This is a genomic window from Paracoccus versutus (assembly GCF_000763885.1).
Classification (GTDB): domain Bacteria; phylum Pseudomonadota; class Alphaproteobacteria; order Rhodobacterales; family Rhodobacteraceae; genus Paracoccus; species Paracoccus versutus.
In genome coordinates, this window is the sequence record NZ_JRKO01000024.1 from 52,246 (window position 1) to 69,926 (window position 17,681).

Here is a 17,681-nt window from a genome sequence, read left to right on the forward strand (position 1 = left end):
TTGCGGGAAGCGTCAGGCCATCAACCGCGCGGCATAGGCCGCATCGGCGATGGCATCGGCGGGAATGGCGGTCGAGGTCGCGGCCTCGTTGAAGCTGTGGTCGGCGCCATAGATGTCGCGGGCGACGCCGGTCGAAAGCTGCGCCGGCGTGCCGTCGAAGACGATGCGCCCGTCGCGCATGCCGATCACCCGGTCGCAATAGCGCCGCGCGGTGTCCAGCGTGTGCAGGTTGGCGATGACCATGCGCCCGTCCTCGACATTGATGCGCTTGAGCGTGTCCATGACGATCTGCGCGTTCATCGGGTCGAGGCTGGCGATGGGCTCGTCCGCCAGGATGATCCTGGGGTCTTGCATCAGCGCGCGGGCGATGGCCACGCGCTGCTGCTGGCCGCCCGACAGCGCCTCGGCCCGCTTGGGCGCCTGTTCGGCGATGCCCAGCCGGTCCAGGATCTCCAGCGCGCGCAGGATGTCGGCGCGCGGCCACAGGTTGAACAGCGTGGCCAGCGCCGGGCGGCGGTTCAGCAACCCGTGCAGCACGTTCGAGACCACGTCCATGCGCGGCACCAGGTTGAACTGCTGGAAGATCATCGCGCATTGGCTTTGCCAGGCGCGGCGGTCGCGGCCGCGCAGCGCCAGGATGTCGCGCCCGTCCACGCAGATCCGCCCGGCCGAGGCATCGGTCAGCCGGTTCATCATCCGCAGGAAGGTCGATTTCCCCGCCCCCGAGCGGCCGATGATGCCGACGAAGGCCGGGCCGTCCACGGCAAAGCTGATGTCGTCCACCGCGGCACGCCCGGAAAAGACGCGGGTGACGTTCTGAACTGCAAGCAAGGCGGCCCTCCATGAGCGGTTGGGGCGCTGATAGCCGGGATCGGTGACGGAATTGGCGCAGTCCGGTGAAGCTTTCTTGACGCCCGCGGCGCCCTTTCCCGAGCGTTTTTCACAGGACGCAAAATCCAAATCCGAGCGTTCGGATCAGGATCAGAACGCCAAGTAATTCTGTCAACTATATGTTTTTACAAGATTATTTCTTGACCTTCGGCGAATCGGCCTCTATATCCTTGCCAAGGTCGCCAGCCAGCCGAAAGCCAGCCAGCAACCAAGACATGCCCGCCAGACAGGAGCAACAGCCATGACCAAAACCGCCTGCAACGCCTGCGCGTTCTACGAGGATCACGTCGCCAACTCCGCCAGCACGCTGTCCGATTCCGGCCTGTGCCGCGCCAACCCGCCCGTCAACCAAAGGGACGCGGACACCAGGGGTTATTGGCCGGTCGTCAAGTCGAACGACTGGTGCGGCCAGTTCGCCACAACCTTCGCGGCCGAATAACCTTTCGCCGCACCGACGTAGGAAAGGCAGCCTCCGGGCTGCCTTTGGCGTTTATCCGGCCTGCATCAGAGGGTTGCGGCAAAACCCTCGAGGAACTTGCGCAGCTGCGCGCGCGTCTTGTCGTCGGTCAGGTTGCCCTGGTCGTCGAACAGCGATTCCACGCGTGACACCATCAGCCGCCCCTCGGTCCACAGCGCGGCCTTGAGAGTGCGCAGCACCGGCAGCCAATGGCTTTGCGCCAGGATGGTGCCGAAACCGCCGGGCGAGGCGCCGATCACCGCCACCGGCTTGCCCACGAACATCGCCAGCCCGTCGCCGCGCGACATCCAGTCGATGGCGTTCTTGAACACGCCCGGCACGCCGTTGTTGTATTCCGGCGTCACCATCAGCAACCCGTCCGCCGCCGCAAGCTGCGCTTGCAGGGTGCGCACCGGCTGGGGCAAGCCCGACTCGGCCTCCAGATCGCCGTCGTAGAGCGGCACCTCGCGGATCGAGCCGATCTGGATGCGCATCCCCTCGGGGGCCAGGTCGGCCGCGGCGCGCAGCAGCCCGGCGTTGAACGAGGGGCGCCGCAGGCTGCCACTGAGGCCCAGGATCGTCTTGGTCATCGCTGTTTCCTTTCCTGCCTGCCGAGGGTTGCGCGGAACGGCGCCGGCTGTCGCCCAACGCCGCGGGCGCGGAAATCGACGCGATGCCCGGCAAGATTTTTCACGCCATGCCGGGACGGGGCGGATATTGCAGGCCGCGTTCGGTGACGATGGCGGCCAGCCGGATGTCGTGGGGTTGCGGATAGATCGTCGCCAGCCGGGCCGCCTGCAAGCCGACCCCGATCGCCAGCGGCTGCCGCGCGGCCAGCGTGCGGTCGAAATAGCCGCCGCCATAGCCCAGCCGATAGCCCGCGCCATCCCAGCCGACCAGCGGGGCCAGCACCACCTCGGGCGCCACCGTCTCGGCGCTGGCCGGCACCGGGATGTTCCAATGCCCCCGCCGCATCGCCGCGCCGGGATGCCAGGGGCGAAAGACCAGCGGGCTCGCCGGGCGCACGACCTCCGGCAGGGCCGGGATGGCGCCCCGTTCGTGCAGGCGGGCCAGCCAGGGGCGCAGGTCGGGTTCCGACCGGATCGGCCAATAGCCGGCGATCACCCGGCCGCGGGGATCGGGCAGATGCGCGGCCAGCACCTCGTCCAGGGCCCTGGCGATGGCCGCGGCGGCGGTCTGGCGCGCGGCGATGCTCAGGCCCGCGCGGTGGGCCAGCAATTCCTCGCGCCGCGCCTTGCGCCAGCGCGCCACGTCGCGCGCCTGCTTTGCATCGACGGCCAGGGGGTCGAAGTAATCCGGCGCGATCCGCGCGGCCTGGCAGGGGGGCGAGCCGCCCTGCTCATCCCCATCGGCCCCGCCCGGTCCCGCGGTGGAAGGCTGCATCCTGATCATGCGCGGCAGGGTAGCACGGGGCCGAGCGCCGCCAAAGCCCGTGCGCAAGAATCGGCGTGACAGCGCGCCGCGCAGCGGTTATGGATGGCCCATGTCGCATCGAATGCCCTGCACCATTTCGTTTTATTGGTTCCGCTGTCCCCAGCGGAGCCGGGTGTAGCGCGAACGCGATACTGACCCCCAAGCCGCTGGCCCAAGACCGGCGGCTTTTTCAGTTCCATGCGCTTCCGGTCCGGCCTCTTGCAGAAAGTAGAGAGCCATGCCCATCCAGACCGAGAACCTGCATATCGCCACCCTGCGACCCCTGCCCGCCCCGGCCGCCCTGGCCGAATCGCTGCCGCGGGACGAGGCGGTGTCGCGCACCGTCGCCGACAGCCGCGCCGCCATCCGCGCCATCCTGGCCGGGGGCGACGACCGGCTGCTGGTCGTTGCCGGCCCCTGCTCGATCCATGACGTTCCGGCGGCGCTGGATTACGCCGCGCGCCTGGCCGAACTGCGCCGCGCGCTGTCCGACCGGCTGGAAATCGTCATGCGGGTCTATTTCGAAAAGCCGCGCACGACCGTCGGCTGGAAGGGGCTGATCAACGACCCGCATCTGGACGGCTCGGACCGGATCGAGGACGGGCTGCCCCTGGCCCGCCGCCTGCTGCTGGAGATCAACCGCATGGGCCTGCCGGCGGCGACCGAGTTCCTGGACCCGATCCTGCCGCAGTATTTCGCCGACCTGATCGCCTGGGGCGCCATCGGCGCGCGCACCACGGAAAGCCAGATCCACCGCCAGCTGGCCTCGGGCCTGTCCTGCCCGGTCGGGTTCAAGAACGGCACCGATGGCGGGGTGCAGGTGGCGCTGGACGCGATCCGCTCGGCCGCGCGGCCGCACAGCTTCCCGGCGATCACCGCCCAGGGGGCGGCGGCCATCGCCACCACCACCGGCAACGATGCCTGCCATGTCGTGCTGCGCGGCGGCCATGACGGGCCGAACTACGACGCCGGGCATGTCGCGGCGGTGGCGGCGGCTGCGGCCAAGGCCGGCGTCGAGCCCGGCATCGTCATCGACGCGAGCCACGCCAACAGCGGCAAGGATCCGGCGCGCCAGCCGGCGGTGATCGCCGATGTCACGGCGCAGATCCGCGCGGGCGAGGCGCGCATCCGCGGCGTCATGCTGGAAAGCAACCTGGTGGCGGGGCGGCAGGATCTGCAGCCCGGCCAGGTGCCGGTCTATGGCCAGAGCATCACCGACGGCTGCCTGGGCTGGGAAGAAAGCCGCGCGCTGCTGCTGGATCTGGCCGGGGCCGCCGCCACGCGCCTGCGCCGCGCCGCCTGACGCCCGACGCCTGACGCCCGACGCCCGACGCCCGACGCCCGACGAGGACATCGCGTGGCGGCGGCGAAATCGCAAGGTTCTGCGTCGCACCGATCCGGGCATGGCAGGGGCCGCATGGTTTCAAGCGACCCTGCCCTGTCCAGCCCCGGCCCCCGCCGCTTCAGCCGCGGATGCCGGTCGCGAACATCGGCCCGCCGCGCCAGCGCGGAAAGCCGTAGCCGTGGATCTCGACCAGGTCGATGTCGGCGGGAGTTTGCGTGACGCCCTCGTCCAGGATCGCCTGCCCCTCGGCCGCCATCTCGGCGACCAGATGCGCGGCGATCGCCTCGCGGTCCATCGCCGCGCCGGGGGTGATTGCGCCCGCCAGCAGCGCAGCCACCAGGGCCGAGGGCTGCGGGCGCCGCTCGCCCGGGGCATAGTCATACCAGCCGCCGCCGGTCTTTTGCCCCTTGCGGCCGGCGCGGACCAGGATGTCGCCCAGCGTCTCGGGCACCGCCTGCCCCGCCGCCCGCGCGCCCTCGCGTTGCAGGAAGGCGATGTCGAGCCCGCCCAGATCCTGCGCCTCGAACGGGCCCATGGCAAAGCCATGGCCGCGCATGGCGGCGTCGATCTCGGCAATCGCCACGCCCTGGCGGACCAGCGCCTCGGCCGCGGCGCGATAGCGCTTCAGGATGCGGTTGCCGATGAAGCCCTCGCAGATGCCGGCGCGGACCGGGATCTTCTTCAGCAGCCGTGCCAGGGCAAAGCCGGTCGCCAGCGTGCGCTCCGAAGTCTCGGGCACGGGCACGATCTCCAGGAGCTTCATCACATTGGCCGGGCTGAAGAAATGCAGGCCGATGAAACGCTCGGGGCCGGGCAGCCCCCCGGCGATGGCGCGCGGGTCGAGATAGGAGGTATTGGTCGCCAGCACCGCATCCGGCCGGCAGACCTGGGCGAGCCGGTCGAAGACGGCGCGCTTGACCCCGATCTCTTCGAACACCGCCTCGATGACCAGGTCGACATCGGCCAGTTGGGCGTAGTCAGTGGTCCCGGTGACGCCGGCCAGCCGGTCGGCGGCCTGCGCCTGGGTCAGCTTGCCGCGCCGGACAGCGCCGTCGAAGATGCCGCGCAGGTTGGCCGTGCCGCGCGCCACCGCCTCGTCGTCGCGTTCGACCAGCACCACCGGCAGGCCGGCGTCGCGCAGGGCGGCGGCGATGCCCGCGCCCATGGTGCCGCCGCCGACCACCGCCGCGCGGCGCAGGGGCAAGGGCTCGACATGGCGCAGGGCGGCCGGGCGCGGCGCGGCGCGCTCGGCGAAGAAGACGTGGCGCAGCGCCGCCGCCTGTTCCGAGCTACGCAGCTCCAGGAAGGTCTCGCGCTCGAAGGCCATGGCCTCGGCAAAGCTTGCCTCGGCCGCCTTGCGCAGGCAGGCCAGCGCCCGCAGCGGCGCGGCGGCGCCCTTGGCGGCCTTGGCGACGGCCTTTTCCTGCTCGGCCCAGAAGGCCGGGTCGGGCGCGGCGACGGGGCGGGCCGAGGTCGGCTGGGGCAAGGGCCGGGTCAGCGCGTGGCGGGCAAAGGCCACGGCGCCTTCCAGCAGATCGCCCTGGATCACCGCATCGACCAGCCCGGCCTCGGCGGCTTGCGCCGCCCGGAGGGGCCGGCCCGAAGTCACCAGTTCGACCGCGGCCGGAACGCCCACCAGGCGCGGCGTGCGCACCGTGCCCGAGGCGCCGGGAACGATGCCCAGGCTCACCTCGGGCAGGCCCAGCGAGGCACCCTGCGCGGCCACCCGGAAGCGGCAGCCCATCGCCACCTCGAGCCCGCCGCCAAGCGCCGAGCCGTGGATCGCCGCGACCCAGGGCTTCGCGGCCGCCTCGATCCGGTCCACCAGGTCGGGCAGGTGCGGCGGAACCGGCGGCTTGCCGAATTCGGTCACGTCCGCGCCGGCGATGAAGGTGCGGCCGGCGCAGACCAGCACCACCGCCGCGACCGAGCCGTCGGCGTCCAGCGTCTCCACCGCGTCCCACAGCCCCTGCCGCAGCGCCGCGGACAGCGCGTTGACGGGCGGGTTGTCCACGGTGACGGTGGCGATTTCCCCTTGGCGGGCGATGGTTACGGTCATTTCCTCATATCCCCAGATAGGCTTCGCGGATGCGCGGATCGGCGATCAGCTCCTCGGCCGGACCCTGCATGGTGATCTGGCCGGTTTCCATGACATAGCCGCGATCGGCGATCTTCAGCGCGCCGAAGGCGTTCTGTTCCACCAGCAGCACGGTCACGCCGAGCGCCTTGAGCCCGCTGACCACGTCGAAGATCTGCTGGACGATGATCGGCGCCAGGCCCATCGAGGGCTCGTCCAGAAGCAGGCAGGACGGCCGGCCCATCAGCGCCCGCGCCATGGCCAGCATCTGCTGCTGGCCGCCTGACAGGCCCCCGGCGGCAAGGTTGCGCTTCTGCTTCAGGATCGGGAACATCTGGAAGGCGTCTTCCATGTCCTTTTCCACCCGCTCGTCGCTGTAGAGGAAGGCGCCGAGGCGCAGGTTCTCCTCGACCGTCAGGTTGGTGAAGATCTGCCGCCCCTCGGGCGATTGCGCCAGCCCGCGGGCCAGCCGCCGATAGGCCGGCACCGAGGCCAGCGGCTCGCCGCGGAAGGTGATGGTGCCGGCCGAGACCGGCTGCACCCCCGACAGGCAGCGCAGCAGCGTGGTCTTGCCCGCGCCATTGGCGCCGACCACGGTGACGATCTCGCCGGAATCGACATGCAGGTCGATGCCGTGCAAGACCTCGATGCGCCCGTAGCGCGAGCGCAAGCCCTCAACCGTCAGCATCGGCACCCTCCTCGGTTCCCAGATAGGCGGCGATCACCGCCGGGTTGCGGCTGACCTCGGCCGGCGCGCCCTCGGCGATCTTTTCGCCATGGTCCAGCACGACGATATGGCTGGAAATGCGCATGACCATCTTCATGTCATGCTCGACCAGCAGGATGGCGGTGCCGGAGGCGGCGACCTCGGCGATCAGGTGGTCGATCTCCTCGGTCTCGACGGCGTTGCAGCCCGCCGCCGGCTCGTCGAGCAGCAGCACCTTGGGCCGCATCGCCAGCGCCCGCGCGATCTCGAGCCGCTTGAGCGAGCCATAGGACAGGTTCCCCGCCTCGCGGTCCGCCGCGCGCTCCAGCCCGACGCGGGCCAGCAGTTCGCGCGCGCCCGCCTCGGCCGCGCGGGCCCGGCGGCGCGAGGATGGCAGGTGCAGGAGATCCGCCAGCACCGGCCCCCTTTCCTGCAGGTGAAAGCCCGAGATGGCGTTTTCCAGCACCGTCATGTTCTGGAAGATCTGCAGGTTCTGGAAGGTGCGCGACATGCCGCGGCTTGCCAGGCGGAACGGCGCCATGCCGGTCACGTCCTCGCCCTCCAGCACGACCCGGCCCGATCCGGGCTGGTAGACGCCCGAGATCATGTTGAACAGCGTGGTCTTGCCAGCGCCGTTCGGGCCGATGACCGAGACGATCTCGCCCGGCTCGACCTTGAAGCTGACATCATGCACGGCCTTGATGCCGCCGAAGCTGATGCCCAGACCCTCGACCGAAAGCAGCGTCATTCACCCCTCCCCCGCAGCTTGCGCAGGACCGAGGGCAAGAGCCCCTCCCGCAGGAAGATCATCACCAGCATCATCACCAGGCCCAGGACGAGCTGTTCGTATTCGGCAAAGACGGTCAGCACCTGCGGCAGCAGCGTCAGGATGCCGGCGCCGAAGATCGCGCCCAGCACCGAGCCGGCGCCACCCAGGACGGCCATCGTCACCATCTCGATCGAATGCATGAAGCCGGCGACGTCGGGGGTGATGAACTTGTTCTGCAGCGCCACCAGCGAGCCCGCGACCGAGGCATAGACGGCCGAGATGACGAAGGCCTGCAGCTTGACCCGCGCCACGTCGATGCCCACGGTGCCCGCGGCGATTTCCGAGCCGTGCAGCGCCCGCAGCGCCCGGCCGCTGGGGCTTTGATAGAGGTTCAGCGCGATCCAGGCGCCGATCAGCAGCACGATGCCGCAGAAGAAATACCAGAACTGGCCGTTGGTCAGGTCCAGCCCCCAGTCTTTCAAGAGCCCGCGCAAGCCCAGTTCGGGCACGGCGATGCCGTCCGGTCCGCCGGTCAGCTGGCGTTCGTTGTTCAGCACCATGGCGACCAGGATGCCGAAGCCTAGCGTGGCGACGGCCAGGTAATAGCCCTTGAGCCGCAGGATCGGCCGCCCGACCAGATAGGCCAGCACGCCCGAGATCACCGCGCCCAGCACCACCGCCAGCGACGGATGCAGGCCCAGATGCGTGGGCGCCAAGGCGCAGGCATAGCCGCCGATGCCGGCGAAACCGGCATGGCCCAGGCTGATCTGCCCGGCATAGCCGGTCAGGATCACGATCCCGGTCACGGCCAGCCCGTTGACGAAGATCAGCGCGCCGACGCGGTAGTAGTAGCCCGAGGGAAAGAAGAACGGCGTCACCGCGATCAGCGCGGCCAGCACCAGCAGCGTGGCGGATTTGGCGGACAGTCTCGGCATCACACCCGCTCCGTCGATTTGCGGCCGAACAGGCCCTGCGGCATGAAGAACAGCACCAGCAGGATCACGACGAAGGCCGCGGCCTCCTTGTAGGTCGAGGACAGGTAGCCCGCGGTCAGCGCCTCGATCAGCCCGATCAGGAAACCGCCGGCCAGCGCGCCCTTGGGATTGCCCATGCCGCCCAGCATGGCGCCGGCAAAGCCTTTCAGCGCGAAGCCGATGCCGACGCTATAGGCGGTCAGCGTGATCGGCGTCGCCAAGACCCCGGCCAAGGCGCCGATCCCGGCCGACAGCGCAAAGGACAGCGTCATGACGAAATTGGTGTTGATGCCGACCAGCTGCGCCGCCAGCCGGTTGTTCGAGGTGGCCAGCACCGCCCGGCCCAGGAGCGTGCGGGTGAAGAACAGCCACAGCCCGGCAAAGACCACCAGCGCGCCACCGATCACCCACAGGCTTTGCGGCTGGATCGTCGCGCCGCCGATGCGCAAGGGCGTGTCCCCGGAAAAGGCCGGGAAGCTGTGGATCTGCTTGTCGAACACCAGCTGCGCCGCGCCCTGCAGAAAGACCGAGGCACCGATGGTGATGATGATGAGCGAGACGACGGGTGCGCCGCGCGCCGGCTCGATCGCCAGCTTGTTGATCGCGACCCCCAGGGCTGCGGTCGCCAGGATGGCGACCAGCGCCGCCAGCGGCAGCGGCAGCCCGGCGGCATGGGCGAACCATGTGACCATGCCGCCCAGCATGACGAACTCGCCCTGGGCGAAGTTCACCACGTCCGAGGCGTTGTAGATGATGGTGAAACCCAGGGCGACCAGCGCATAGACCGCGCCCACCGTCAGCCCTGAAAACAGGAATTGCAGAAGTTCAGACATGCCGAGGCTCTCTGGCTGGGCTCTCCCGAGCGGGCGGAAGCGGTCCCCAGGGCGGGGACCGCGCGGGGTCATTCGACGATGGACCAGCTGCCGTCCTTGACCTCCAGCATGCGGAAGGCCGACAGGTCCAGCCCCAGATGGTCCTCGGGCGACATGGTGTAGATGCCGGTCGTGCCCGCCAGCCCCGAGGTCTGCTCCAGCGCGTCGCGGATCGCGGCAGGTTCCGCGGAACCGGCGCGCGTCACCGCATCGACCAGCAGGGCGAAGCCGTCATGGGCATAGCCGCCGAAGGTGCCGACCGGCTCGTTGAACTTGCCCTCGAAGGCGGCCTTGTAGGCCGTCACCACCGGCTTTTGCGGATCGTCCTCGGCCAAGAGGTCCGCGACCAGCAGCGCGGTGCCGGGCAGGCGCACGCCCTCGGCCGCTTCCTTGCCGGCAAGCTCGATGAACCCGTCCGAGGCGACGCCATGCGACTGGTAGAGCGGCAGCTCGATGCCCAGCTGGCGATAGTTGCGCGTCACGATGGACGGGCCCTGGCCGAAGCCGGGGTTCAGCACCGCCTGCACGCCATCGGTGTTGCGGATCTTGGTCAGCTGCGCCGTCATGTCGGCGTCCTTGGGGTCATAGGTCTCGTCCGCGGCGATCTCGATGCCGTATTCGCCGACCACGTCCTTGCATTGCGCCTGCATCGAGGCGCCGAAGCCGTCGGTGCCCGAGATCATGCCGATCTTCTGGATGCCGCTTTTCTGCATGTCCTCGAAGATCTTCTGGCAGGCCATGCGGTCGGTATGCGGGGTCTTGAAGGTAAAGGGCTTGACCGGCTGGATGATGTCGATGGCGCCGGCCAGCGAGATGAAGGGGATCTCGGCGTCCTCGGCCACGGCCAGGATCGACATCGAGGTGCCGGTGGTGGTGCCGCCGACGATGGCCTGCACCTCGTCGTCCTCGATCAGCCGGGTGGCGAAGGTGCGCGCCTTGTTGGCGTCGCCGCCGTCGTCGTAAAGCACCAGCGCGATCTCTTCGCCGTTGATGCCGCCCTTGGCGTTCAGCTCCTCGACCAGCATTTGCAGGGTCTTGGCCTCGGGGTCGCCGAGGAAGGCGGCGGGGCCGGTCGCGGAAACCGAGGCGCCGATCCTGATCTCGGCGCTGGCGGCAGAGGCCAGGCCAAGCGCGATCAGCGCGGCCGGAACGGTCGTCGTCAGGGTCTTTTTCATGATGTGTCTCCTCCCAGAGAACCAGTTTACAGGGTCAGGCCGCCGCAGGCCGGCGCCACATGGCGCGCCGGAACCGGCTGGCGACGAAGGCGGTGTCGGTCAGGCAGGCATTGCCGGCCGGGTTGGCGCCGGTGACGTGGAAATCGCTGAAGGCAGCCGATTGGTTGACATAGATGTTGCCGGTCAGGTTCACCGACAGATTGACGCCGGCCGCGGCAAAGGTCTGCGCGGCACGGGCGATGCGCGCCTCGTCCCGGTCGTAGAGCGCGGCGGTGATCGCGCCCTTGCGCCGCGCCAGCTCGGCGGCCCGCGCAATGGCGGCATCGGCATCCTTGACCGCGACGACGAAGGCGACGGGGCCGAAGCATTCCCGCTCGCAGGCCGGATCGCCGTCCCGCAGCGCCAAGAGCAGCGGGGTCGCGGTCCGCCCCTGCCCCACGGGCGCCGAATCGCGCAGCACCCGGCCCAGGCCGCGCGCCTGCTGCACCCGCTCCAGCGTCGCCTGGTTGGCGATGGCGCCGCAGATGCCCGCCGCGCGGGCCGGGTCGGCCAGCAGCGCGTCGATGGCGCCGGCCAGCGCCAGCCCGACCTCGTCGAAGCTCTTGCGGCCCTGGTCGGTGTCGATGCCGCCCTCGGGCACATAGATGTTCTGCGGCGCGGTGCACATCTGCCCGGAATAAAGCGCCAGCGAAAAGGCCAGGTTGTCGCATATGCCGGCGAAGTCGTCGGTCGCGGCGATGGTGACGGTGTTCACCCCCGCCTCTTCGGTGAACAGCTGCGCCTGGGTCGCGTGGCTGCGCAGCCAGTCGCCGAAAGCGGCCGAGCCGGTATAGTCGATCAGCCGCACCGCCGGATCGGTGGCGAGTTCCTGGGTGATCTCGGCCCCGCGCTCGTCCACGGCCAGCAGCACCGAATCGGCGGGCAGGCCCGCCTCGGCCAGCACCTCGCGCAAGACCCGCACGGTCAGCGCCAGCGGCAGGATGGCGGCGGGATGCGGCTTGACGATCACCGGGTTGCCGGTGGCCAGGCTGGCGAAGATCCCGGAATAGCTGTTCCAGGTCGGGAAGGTGTTGCAGCCGATGGCCAGCGACAGGCCCGCGGGCACGATCGACCAGTGCTTTTCCAGCAGGATCGGCGCCGCCTTGCCCTGCGGCTTTTCCCAGCGCGCCTGCGGGGCAAAGCGCGTCATCTCGTCCCAGGCCATCGCCACGGCCTCGAGCCCGCGGTCCTGGGCATGCGGCCCGCCCGCCTGGAAGGCCATGGCAAAGGCCTGGCCGGTGGTGTGCATGGTGGCCTGGCCGATAAGGAAGCTCATGTGGTTGAGCCGCACCAGCGCCTCGAGGCAGGCGCCCACCCGCGCCTCGGGGCTGGCCGCCGCCAGCGCCGGCTGCGCCGCCTGCGCCGCGGCGATCAGCGTCGCGGCATCGGCGGCCGGATAGGTGATCCCCAGCGCGCCGCCAAAGGGCGAGACCTCGGCACCCAGCCGGCGCTGATTCGGATGCCCAGGCAGTTCGAAGGCGGCATGGCGCAGCGCCGCGAAGCCGGTTTCGCCGTCCTGGCGCGCCGATTCCCCATAGATCTTGCCGCTTGGAATCTCGGGGAACGGGCTCCAGAATGCGCGCTGGCGGACAGCGTCCAGCGCGGCGTCCAGCATCGGCCGATGGCGGTCGAAAAATTCTGTCACGGCGTTCCCCCTCATTTGCCAGATTATCATTGACCGGCCGGTCGGTTTATGCAACAAAAATTTTCAGGGAGCCCCAGAAGCCGGGGCATGGGAGTTTTACCGATGACGGAAACCGTCCTGACGGCCTTGGCCGATGGCGTGCTGACGCTGACGCTCAATCGCCCCGACAAGCTGAATTCCTTCAACAAGGACATGCACCTGGCGCTGCATGCCGGCCTGCAAAGGGCGCATGACGATGCCGCGGTGCGCGCGGTGCTGCTGACCGGCGCCGGCCGCGGCTTCTGCGCCGGCCAGGACCTGGGCGACCGCGACCCGCGCAACGGCGGCGAGGCGCCCGACCTGGGCCATACGCTGGAAGCCTATTACAACCCCTCGGTGCGGCTGATCCGTTCGCTGGCCAAGCCGGTGGTCTGCGCGGTGAACGGCGTCGCCGCCGGCGCCGGTGCGAACATCGCCATCGCCTGCGACATCGTGCTGGCGGCGAAATCGGCGAAATTCGTCCAGGCCTTCGCCAAGATCGGGCTGGTGCCGGATGCCGGCGGCTCCTGGTCGCTGACCCGCATCCTGGGCGAGCCGCGCGCCAAGGCGCTGACCCTGACGGCCGAGCCGCTGGGCGCGGAAAAGGCGGCCGAATGGGGCCTGATCTGGAAGGCCGTCGAGGACGCGGCGCTGATGGACGAGGCCACGGCGCTGGCGAAATCGCTGGCGGCCGGCCCGACGCTGGGGCTGGGCCTGACCAAGCAGATGATCCAGGCCTCGGCCGGCAACAGCCTGGAAGAACAGCTCGACCTGGAGCGCGACTGCCAGCGGCGGGCCGGCCACAGCGCCGATTATGCCGAAGGCGTCGCCGCCTTCCTGGAAAAGCGCAAGCCGGAGTTCAGGGGACAATGAACGACATGACCGGGAAACCCGCCGCGCAGATGACCCCGCAGGAGCTGGCCGAAGCCTCGGCCAGGGCGATGTGGAACGACGATTCCGCCAGCCAGCGGCTGGGCATGAGCCTGGACCATATCGCACCGGGCGAGGCCACGCTGTCCATGACCATCACCGAGGCCATGTCGAACGGCCACGGCAATTGCCACGGCGGCTATATCTTTACCCTGGCCGACAGCGCCTTTGCCTTTGCCTGCAACAGCTACAACCAGCTGGTCGTCGCGCAGCATTGCTCGATCACCTACCTGCTGCCGGGCCGCATCGGCGACCGCATGACGGCGACGGCGCGCGAGGTGTCGCGCCGCGGCCGCTCGGGCATCTACGACATCCGCATCACCAACCAGGACGGTGCGCATGTGGCCGAGTTCCGCGGCCATTCCCGCACCGTCAAAGGCACCCATCTGCCGGTCGAAGCCTGACCGCAACCCATCGCAAGGGGAGGAATCCATGCACCCATTGGCGCCCGAAAGGAAAGAGCTGGACCCGATCGAGATCGCCTCGCGCGACGAGATCGAGGCCCTCCAATTCCACCGCATGAAGCGGTCGCTGAAGCACGCCTTCGAAAATTCGCCCTTCTATCGCAACCGCTTCATCGAACATGACGCCCACCCCGAGGATCTGAAGTCCCTCAGGGACATCGCGAAATTCCCCTTCACCACCAAGCAGGACCTGCGCGACACCTATCCCTTCGGCATGTTCGCCGTGCCGCAGTCCAGGCTGGTGCGCATCCACGGCTCGTCCGGCACCACCGGCAAGCCGACCGTCGTGGGCTATACCCAGGCCGACATCGACCATTGGGCGAACCTGATCGCGCGCTCGATCCGCGCCGCGGGCGGGCGTCCGGGCGACATCCTGCACAACGCCTATGGCTACGGGCTGTTCACCGGCGGTCTCGGCGCGCATTACGGCGCCGAGCGGCTGGGCTGCACCGTGGTCCCGATCTCGGGCGGCATGACCGAGCGGCAGGTGACGCTGATCGACGACTTCAAGCCGCGCATCATCATGGTGACGCCCAGCTACATGCTGTCGATCCTGGACGAGTTCCGCCGCCAGGGCCTGGACCCGCGCGAGTCCTCGTTGCAGATCGGCATCTTCGGCGCCGAGCCCTGGACCAACGCCATGCGGCAGGAGATCGAGGAAGCCTTCGACATGCACGCCGTCGACATCTACGGCCTCAGCGAGGTCATGGGCCCCGGCGTCGCCATGGAATGCGTCGAGACCAAGGACGGGCTGCACATCTGGGAGGACCATTTCTATCCCGAGATCATCGACCCGGCGACGGGCGAGGTGCTGCCCGACGGCGAGATCGGCGAGTTGGTCTTTACCACGCTGACCAAGGAAGGGCTGCCGATGGTGCGCTACCGCACCCGCGACCTGACCCGCCTGCTGCCCGGCACCGCCCGCTCGATGCGCCGGATCGAGAAGATCACCGGCCGCAGCGACGACATGATCATCCTGCGTGGCGTCAACGTCTTCCCGACCCAGATCGAAGAGCAGATCCTGAAATGCAAGGGCCTGGCGCCGCATTTCCAGATCGAGCTGACCCGCTCGGGCCGGATGGACAGCATGGTCGTGCATGTCGAATGCACCGCCGAGATGGCCGAGGATTCCGCCCGCGCCCATTCCGCCAAGGAACTGGCGCATCACATAAAAAGCGTGGTCGGCGTCTCGACCCGGATCGAGGTCAAGGACCCCAACGCCATTGCCCGTTCCGAAGGCAAGGCCAAGCGGGTGCTTGACAATCGGCCCAAGACATGATGCCGCAACGCGGCAACCAATATGACGCGCGGTCGCAAACCCGCTAAGTCGTTGGGGGGCCATGCGCCCCCTTGTTTTTCTCGCCTCCCGACCGCGGGCGAACAAATGATCTGATGAGGAATGGCATGGCTCGGACACGGGCAGCGGATTTCGAGGAAAAGCAACGCGGCCTTCTGGACAAGGCGGCCGAGGTCTTTGCCGATCTGGGCATGGAAAAGGCATCCATGGCGCAGATCGCCACCCACAGCCAGGTCTCCAAGGCGCTGCTTTACCACTACTATCCCAGCAAGGACGCGCTGATCTTCGCCATCATCATCACCCATCTGGAAGAGCTGGAAGCCGCCATCGAAGAGGCGGACGACCCGACCCTGCCGCCGCAGCAGCGCCTGCGCCGGCTGGTCGGCACGGTGCTGGAGCGCTATCGCGGCGCGGACAACCAGCACAAGGTGCAGCTGAACGCCACCCCGGCCCTGGGAGACGAGCAGAAGGCCGAGATCCTGGGCGTCGAGCGCCGCATCGTCAAGCGCTTCGCCGCCGTCCTGCGCGAGATCAACCCCGACCTGGACGATCCGCAGCGCCCCCTGCTGACCCCCGTGACCATGTCGCTGTTCGGGATGATGAACTGGGTCTACATGTGGTTCCGCGACGGCGGCCGCATCACGCGCGAGGATTACGCCGACGTGGCGACCACCCTGATCCTGGAAGGGATCAAGGCAGTCCGCTGAAGCCCCCGCGCGGTGTCCCAGGGCGGATCGACATTCAGGATTTCCTTGGGTGGAATGGAGCGGTTCACTGGACATCCCGAGATGACACGAGGTTCAGGATGGCCACGAAGCGCTCGGCGTTGAGCCACGCCCAACGGGAGAGGATCGCGTCGCATCTGCCCGGAAAGGCAGGCGATCCGGGCCGGACCGGAAACGATAGCCGTCTGTTTGCGAACGACAGAAACCGCATCGAACGCGGCTTCGACAGACCCAGACACTTCCGCCCTACCCGCTACGACCGCAGGACCATCCCCTTCAATGGCTGCGACCTTCTCGCAGCCACCAGCAACTGGTTAAGGGGAATGGCGATTGCGGGGGCTAGGCCGACAGCGGTGCCGCCCTGGCCGACAGCGCGGCCAGCGCATCGCGCGGCGACAGCAGCAGCAACAGCCCGCGCCTGCCGCCGTTGATCGCCACCTCGTCAAAGCCAATGGCCTCGGCCTCGAAGGCCACCGGCACCGGACGGCGCTGGCCGAAGGGGCTGATGCCGCCGGTATGATAGCCGGTCAGCCGCTCGGCCTTGGCGGGCGGCATCATCGTTGCCGACTTGCCGCCGAATGCCGCCGCCACCCGCTTCATCGACAGGCTGCGATCGCCGGGCAGGACCGCGCAGGCGGGGCGGCCGTCCACCTCGACCATCAGCGTCTTGAGCAGGCGGGCGGGCGGCAGGCCGATGGCCTCGGCCGCTTGCAGCGCCACGCGCTCGGACCCCGGATCATAGCGGTATTCGACCGGGCGAAAGGCCACCTGCGCCCGAAGCAGGAATTGCGTGGCCGGGGTGGCGCCGCTCATTCCGCGGGCCTTTCCGGCGGCGGCGGGCGAAAGCCCATCTCGCGGTCGATCCAGGCCATCAGCAGGTCGACGATCTGCGCCTGCTGCGCGGCATCCAGCGCCCGGCCGCGCGGGATGCCGTGCCATTTCTGCAGGCAGGAGCGGCAGCAGCAGGCGGTGGCGTGCTGGGCGATGAAGACCGGATGGCCGCGCATCGGGGTCTGGCGGCCGTCGTTCGGCGGCTCGGCCGGCGCCAGCCGCGCGGCGATGAAGTCGCGCGCATGGGCGGCGACGGTCTCGCGCCCCCTGGCGTCGGCATAGCTCCGCTCCTTCCGGCCAAGGCGAAAGCGGCTGCGAAAGGCGGACCGGGCCAGCCGGCCCAGGATCTGGTCCTGATCGGTCATGCCCAGGACATAGCCGTCCCGGCGCGCCGCGGAAAGCCCCGCCTAGCCCGCCTTGGCCAGAACCAGAAAGGTCATCATGCCCAGGGGCGGCAGGGTACGGCGTTCCTCGAGGACCAGCGATTCCTGGCCCAGCACCCGCTCGATGCGGAAATCGGAATGCCAGCCGATGGTGTTGGCCAGGGGGGCGAAGATCCGCTCGACCGCCGCCATGGCGCCGCGGTCGCGCGCGAAATGGTTGGTGATGACCACCTTGCCGCCCGGCTTGCAGACCCGCGCGATCTCGGCCATCACCCGCTCGGGCTCGGGCACCACCGACAGGACGTGCATCGCCGTCACCGTGTCGAAATGGTTGTCGGGGAAATCCAGCCCCCGCGCATCCATCTGCCGCAGCGCCTGCACCTGCTTCAGCCCCAGCCGCTGCACCTTGGCGACGGCCTTGTCCAGCATCTCGCGGCTGAAGTCGATGCCCGTGACCTGCATGTGCGGGCCGTAATGCTCCAGCGACAGGCCGGTGCCGACCCCCACCTCCAGCACCGAGCCGCCGCGGCGGTTGATGTAGTCCACCGCCCGGCGCCGGCCCATGTTGGTCGCCGCCCCGAAGGTCCGGTCGTAGACCGGCGCCCAGCGTGAATACGAGGCTTGGATGGATTTAATGTCCATGGCCGTT

General features: G+C 69.0%; 19 protein-coding genes. 6 read left to right on the top strand and 13 right to left on the bottom strand.

Annotated elements, in window-relative coordinates; translation table 11 throughout:
• Window positions 1-12: 12 nt before the first annotated feature.
• Entirely contained in the window at window positions 13-831 is an 819-nt protein-coding gene (gene phnC, locus IT40_RS12385) for a phosphonate ABC transporter ATP-binding protein (RefSeq protein ID WP_036755360.1), read from the bottom strand.
• A 301-nt stretch (window positions 832-1,132) separates the two neighbouring features.
• Between phnC and IT40_RS12390 the strand changes: the two genes are divergently transcribed.
• Window positions 1,133-1,330 carry a hypothetical protein gene (locus tag IT40_RS12390; protein ID WP_036755362.1) on the top strand — a complete coding sequence of 66 codons (198 nt, stop codon included), beginning with the start codon at window positions 1,133-1,135 and terminating at the stop codon, window positions 1,328-1,330.
• 65 nt (window positions 1,331-1,395) lie between these two features.
• Here IT40_RS12390 and IT40_RS12395 read toward each other — a convergent pair whose 3' ends face one another.
• Together IT40_RS12395 and IT40_RS12400 are read right to left on the bottom strand one after the other, a co-directional pair.
• The gene (locus tag IT40_RS12395; RefSeq protein WP_036755364.1) at window positions 1,396-1,938 is read right to left on the bottom strand and encodes an NADPH-dependent FMN reductase; all 543 of its coding nucleotides are present in this window, start codon (window positions 1,936-1,938) and stop codon (window positions 1,396-1,398) included.
• Between the two features lie 100 nt (window positions 1,939-2,038).
• Window positions 2,039-2,752 (bottom strand): 5-formyltetrahydrofolate cyclo-ligase, encoded by a 714-nt coding sequence (locus IT40_RS12400; RefSeq protein ID WP_243700222.1) that lies wholly within the window; start codon window positions 2,750-2,752, stop codon window positions 2,039-2,041.
• Between the two features lie 268 nt (window positions 2,753-3,020).
• Between IT40_RS12400 and IT40_RS12405 the strand changes: the two genes are divergently transcribed.
• A complete protein-coding gene (locus tag IT40_RS12405; RefSeq protein WP_036755368.1) occupies window positions 3,021-4,085 on the top strand; it encodes a 3-deoxy-7-phosphoheptulonate synthase in 1,065 nt (354 codons plus the stop codon).
• 160 nt (window positions 4,086-4,245) lie between these two features.
• Here IT40_RS12405 and IT40_RS12410 read toward each other — a convergent pair whose 3' ends face one another.
• The 7 genes from IT40_RS12410 to paaN form a co-directional block, all read right to left on the bottom strand.
• Window positions 4,246-6,186: a 3-hydroxyacyl-CoA dehydrogenase NAD-binding domain-containing protein gene (locus tag IT40_RS12410; RefSeq protein WP_036755369.1), complete on the bottom strand. Its 1,941-nt coding sequence runs from the start codon at window positions 6,184-6,186 to the stop codon at window positions 4,246-4,248.
• 4 nt (window positions 6,187-6,190) lie between these two features.
• A complete protein-coding gene (locus IT40_RS12415; RefSeq protein ID WP_036755370.1) occupies window positions 6,191-6,892 on the bottom strand; it encodes an ABC transporter ATP-binding protein in 702 nt (233 codons plus the stop codon).
• Window positions 6,879-7,658, bottom strand: a complete 780-nt coding sequence (locus tag IT40_RS12420; RefSeq protein ID WP_036755371.1) for an ABC transporter ATP-binding protein — start codon at window positions 7,656-7,658, stop codon at window positions 6,879-6,881. Before IT40_RS12420 ends, IT40_RS12415 begins: the two co-directional genes overlap by 14 nt.
• Window positions 7,655-8,614 carry a branched-chain amino acid ABC transporter permease gene (locus IT40_RS12425; RefSeq protein ID WP_036755373.1) on the bottom strand — a complete coding sequence of 320 codons (960 nt, stop codon included), beginning with the start codon at window positions 8,612-8,614 and terminating at the stop codon, window positions 7,655-7,657. The genes IT40_RS12420 and IT40_RS12425 overlap by 4 nt, the downstream gene beginning before the upstream one ends.
• Entirely contained in the window at window positions 8,614-9,486 is an 873-nt protein-coding gene (locus IT40_RS12430) for a branched-chain amino acid ABC transporter permease (RefSeq protein ID WP_036755374.1), read from the bottom strand. Before IT40_RS12430 ends, IT40_RS12425 begins: the two co-directional genes overlap by 1 nt.
• A gap of 68 nt (window positions 9,487-9,554) precedes the next feature.
• Complete coding sequence (locus IT40_RS12435) at window positions 9,555-10,700, bottom strand: ABC transporter substrate-binding protein (protein ID WP_036755375.1); 1,146 nt, start codon at window positions 10,698-10,700, stop codon at window positions 9,555-9,557.
• 34 nt (window positions 10,701-10,734) lie between these two features.
• A complete protein-coding gene (gene paaN / locus IT40_RS12440) occupies window positions 10,735-12,384 on the bottom strand; it encodes a phenylacetic acid degradation protein PaaN (RefSeq protein WP_116171189.1) in 1,650 nt (549 codons plus the stop codon).
• 102 nt (window positions 12,385-12,486) lie between these two features.
• Between paaN and paaG the strand changes: the two genes are divergently transcribed.
• The 4 genes from paaG (at window position 12,487) to IT40_RS12460 (ending at window position 15,800) form a co-directional block, all read left to right on the top strand.
• Entirely contained in the window at window positions 12,487-13,275 is a 789-nt protein-coding gene (gene paaG / locus IT40_RS12445) for a 2-(1,2-epoxy-1,2-dihydrophenyl)acetyl-CoA isomerase PaaG (protein WP_036755379.1), read from the top strand.
• Window positions 13,276-13,304: 29 nt separating this feature from the next.
• Entirely contained in the window at window positions 13,305-13,736 is a 432-nt protein-coding gene (paaI, locus tag IT40_RS12450; RefSeq protein ID WP_208021362.1) for a hydroxyphenylacetyl-CoA thioesterase PaaI, read from the top strand.
• A gap of 28 nt (window positions 13,737-13,764) precedes the next feature.
• On the top strand, window positions 13,765-15,075 hold the full coding sequence (gene paaK, locus IT40_RS12455; RefSeq protein WP_036755382.1) for a phenylacetate--CoA ligase PaaK: 1,311 nt from the start codon (window positions 13,765-13,767) through the stop codon (window positions 15,073-15,075).
• A 125-nt stretch (window positions 15,076-15,200) separates the two neighbouring features.
• The gene (locus IT40_RS12460; protein ID WP_036755443.1) at window positions 15,201-15,800 is read left to right on the top strand and encodes a TetR/AcrR family transcriptional regulator; all 600 of its coding nucleotides are present in this window, start codon (window positions 15,201-15,203) and stop codon (window positions 15,798-15,800) included.
• Window positions 15,801-16,157: 357 nt separating this feature from the next.
• Here IT40_RS12460 and IT40_RS12465 read toward each other — a convergent pair whose 3' ends face one another.
• The 3 genes from IT40_RS12465 to IT40_RS12475 are packed head-to-tail and all read right to left on the bottom strand — an operon-like array spanning window position 16,158 to window position 17,674.
• Window positions 16,158-16,631: a YbaK/EbsC family protein gene (locus IT40_RS12465; protein ID WP_036755384.1), complete on the bottom strand. Its 474-nt coding sequence runs from the start codon at window positions 16,629-16,631 to the stop codon at window positions 16,158-16,160.
• Window positions 16,628-17,014: a DUF4186 domain-containing protein gene (locus IT40_RS12470; protein ID WP_036755386.1), complete on the bottom strand. Its 387-nt coding sequence runs from the start codon at window positions 17,012-17,014 to the stop codon at window positions 16,628-16,630. The genes IT40_RS12465 and IT40_RS12470 overlap by 4 nt, the downstream gene beginning before the upstream one ends.
• A gap of 42 nt (window positions 17,015-17,056) precedes the next feature.
• Window positions 17,057-17,674 (bottom strand): class I SAM-dependent methyltransferase, encoded by a 618-nt coding sequence (locus IT40_RS12475; RefSeq protein ID WP_036755388.1) that lies wholly within the window; start codon window positions 17,672-17,674, stop codon window positions 17,057-17,059.
• Window positions 17,675-17,681 lie beyond the last annotated feature (7 nt).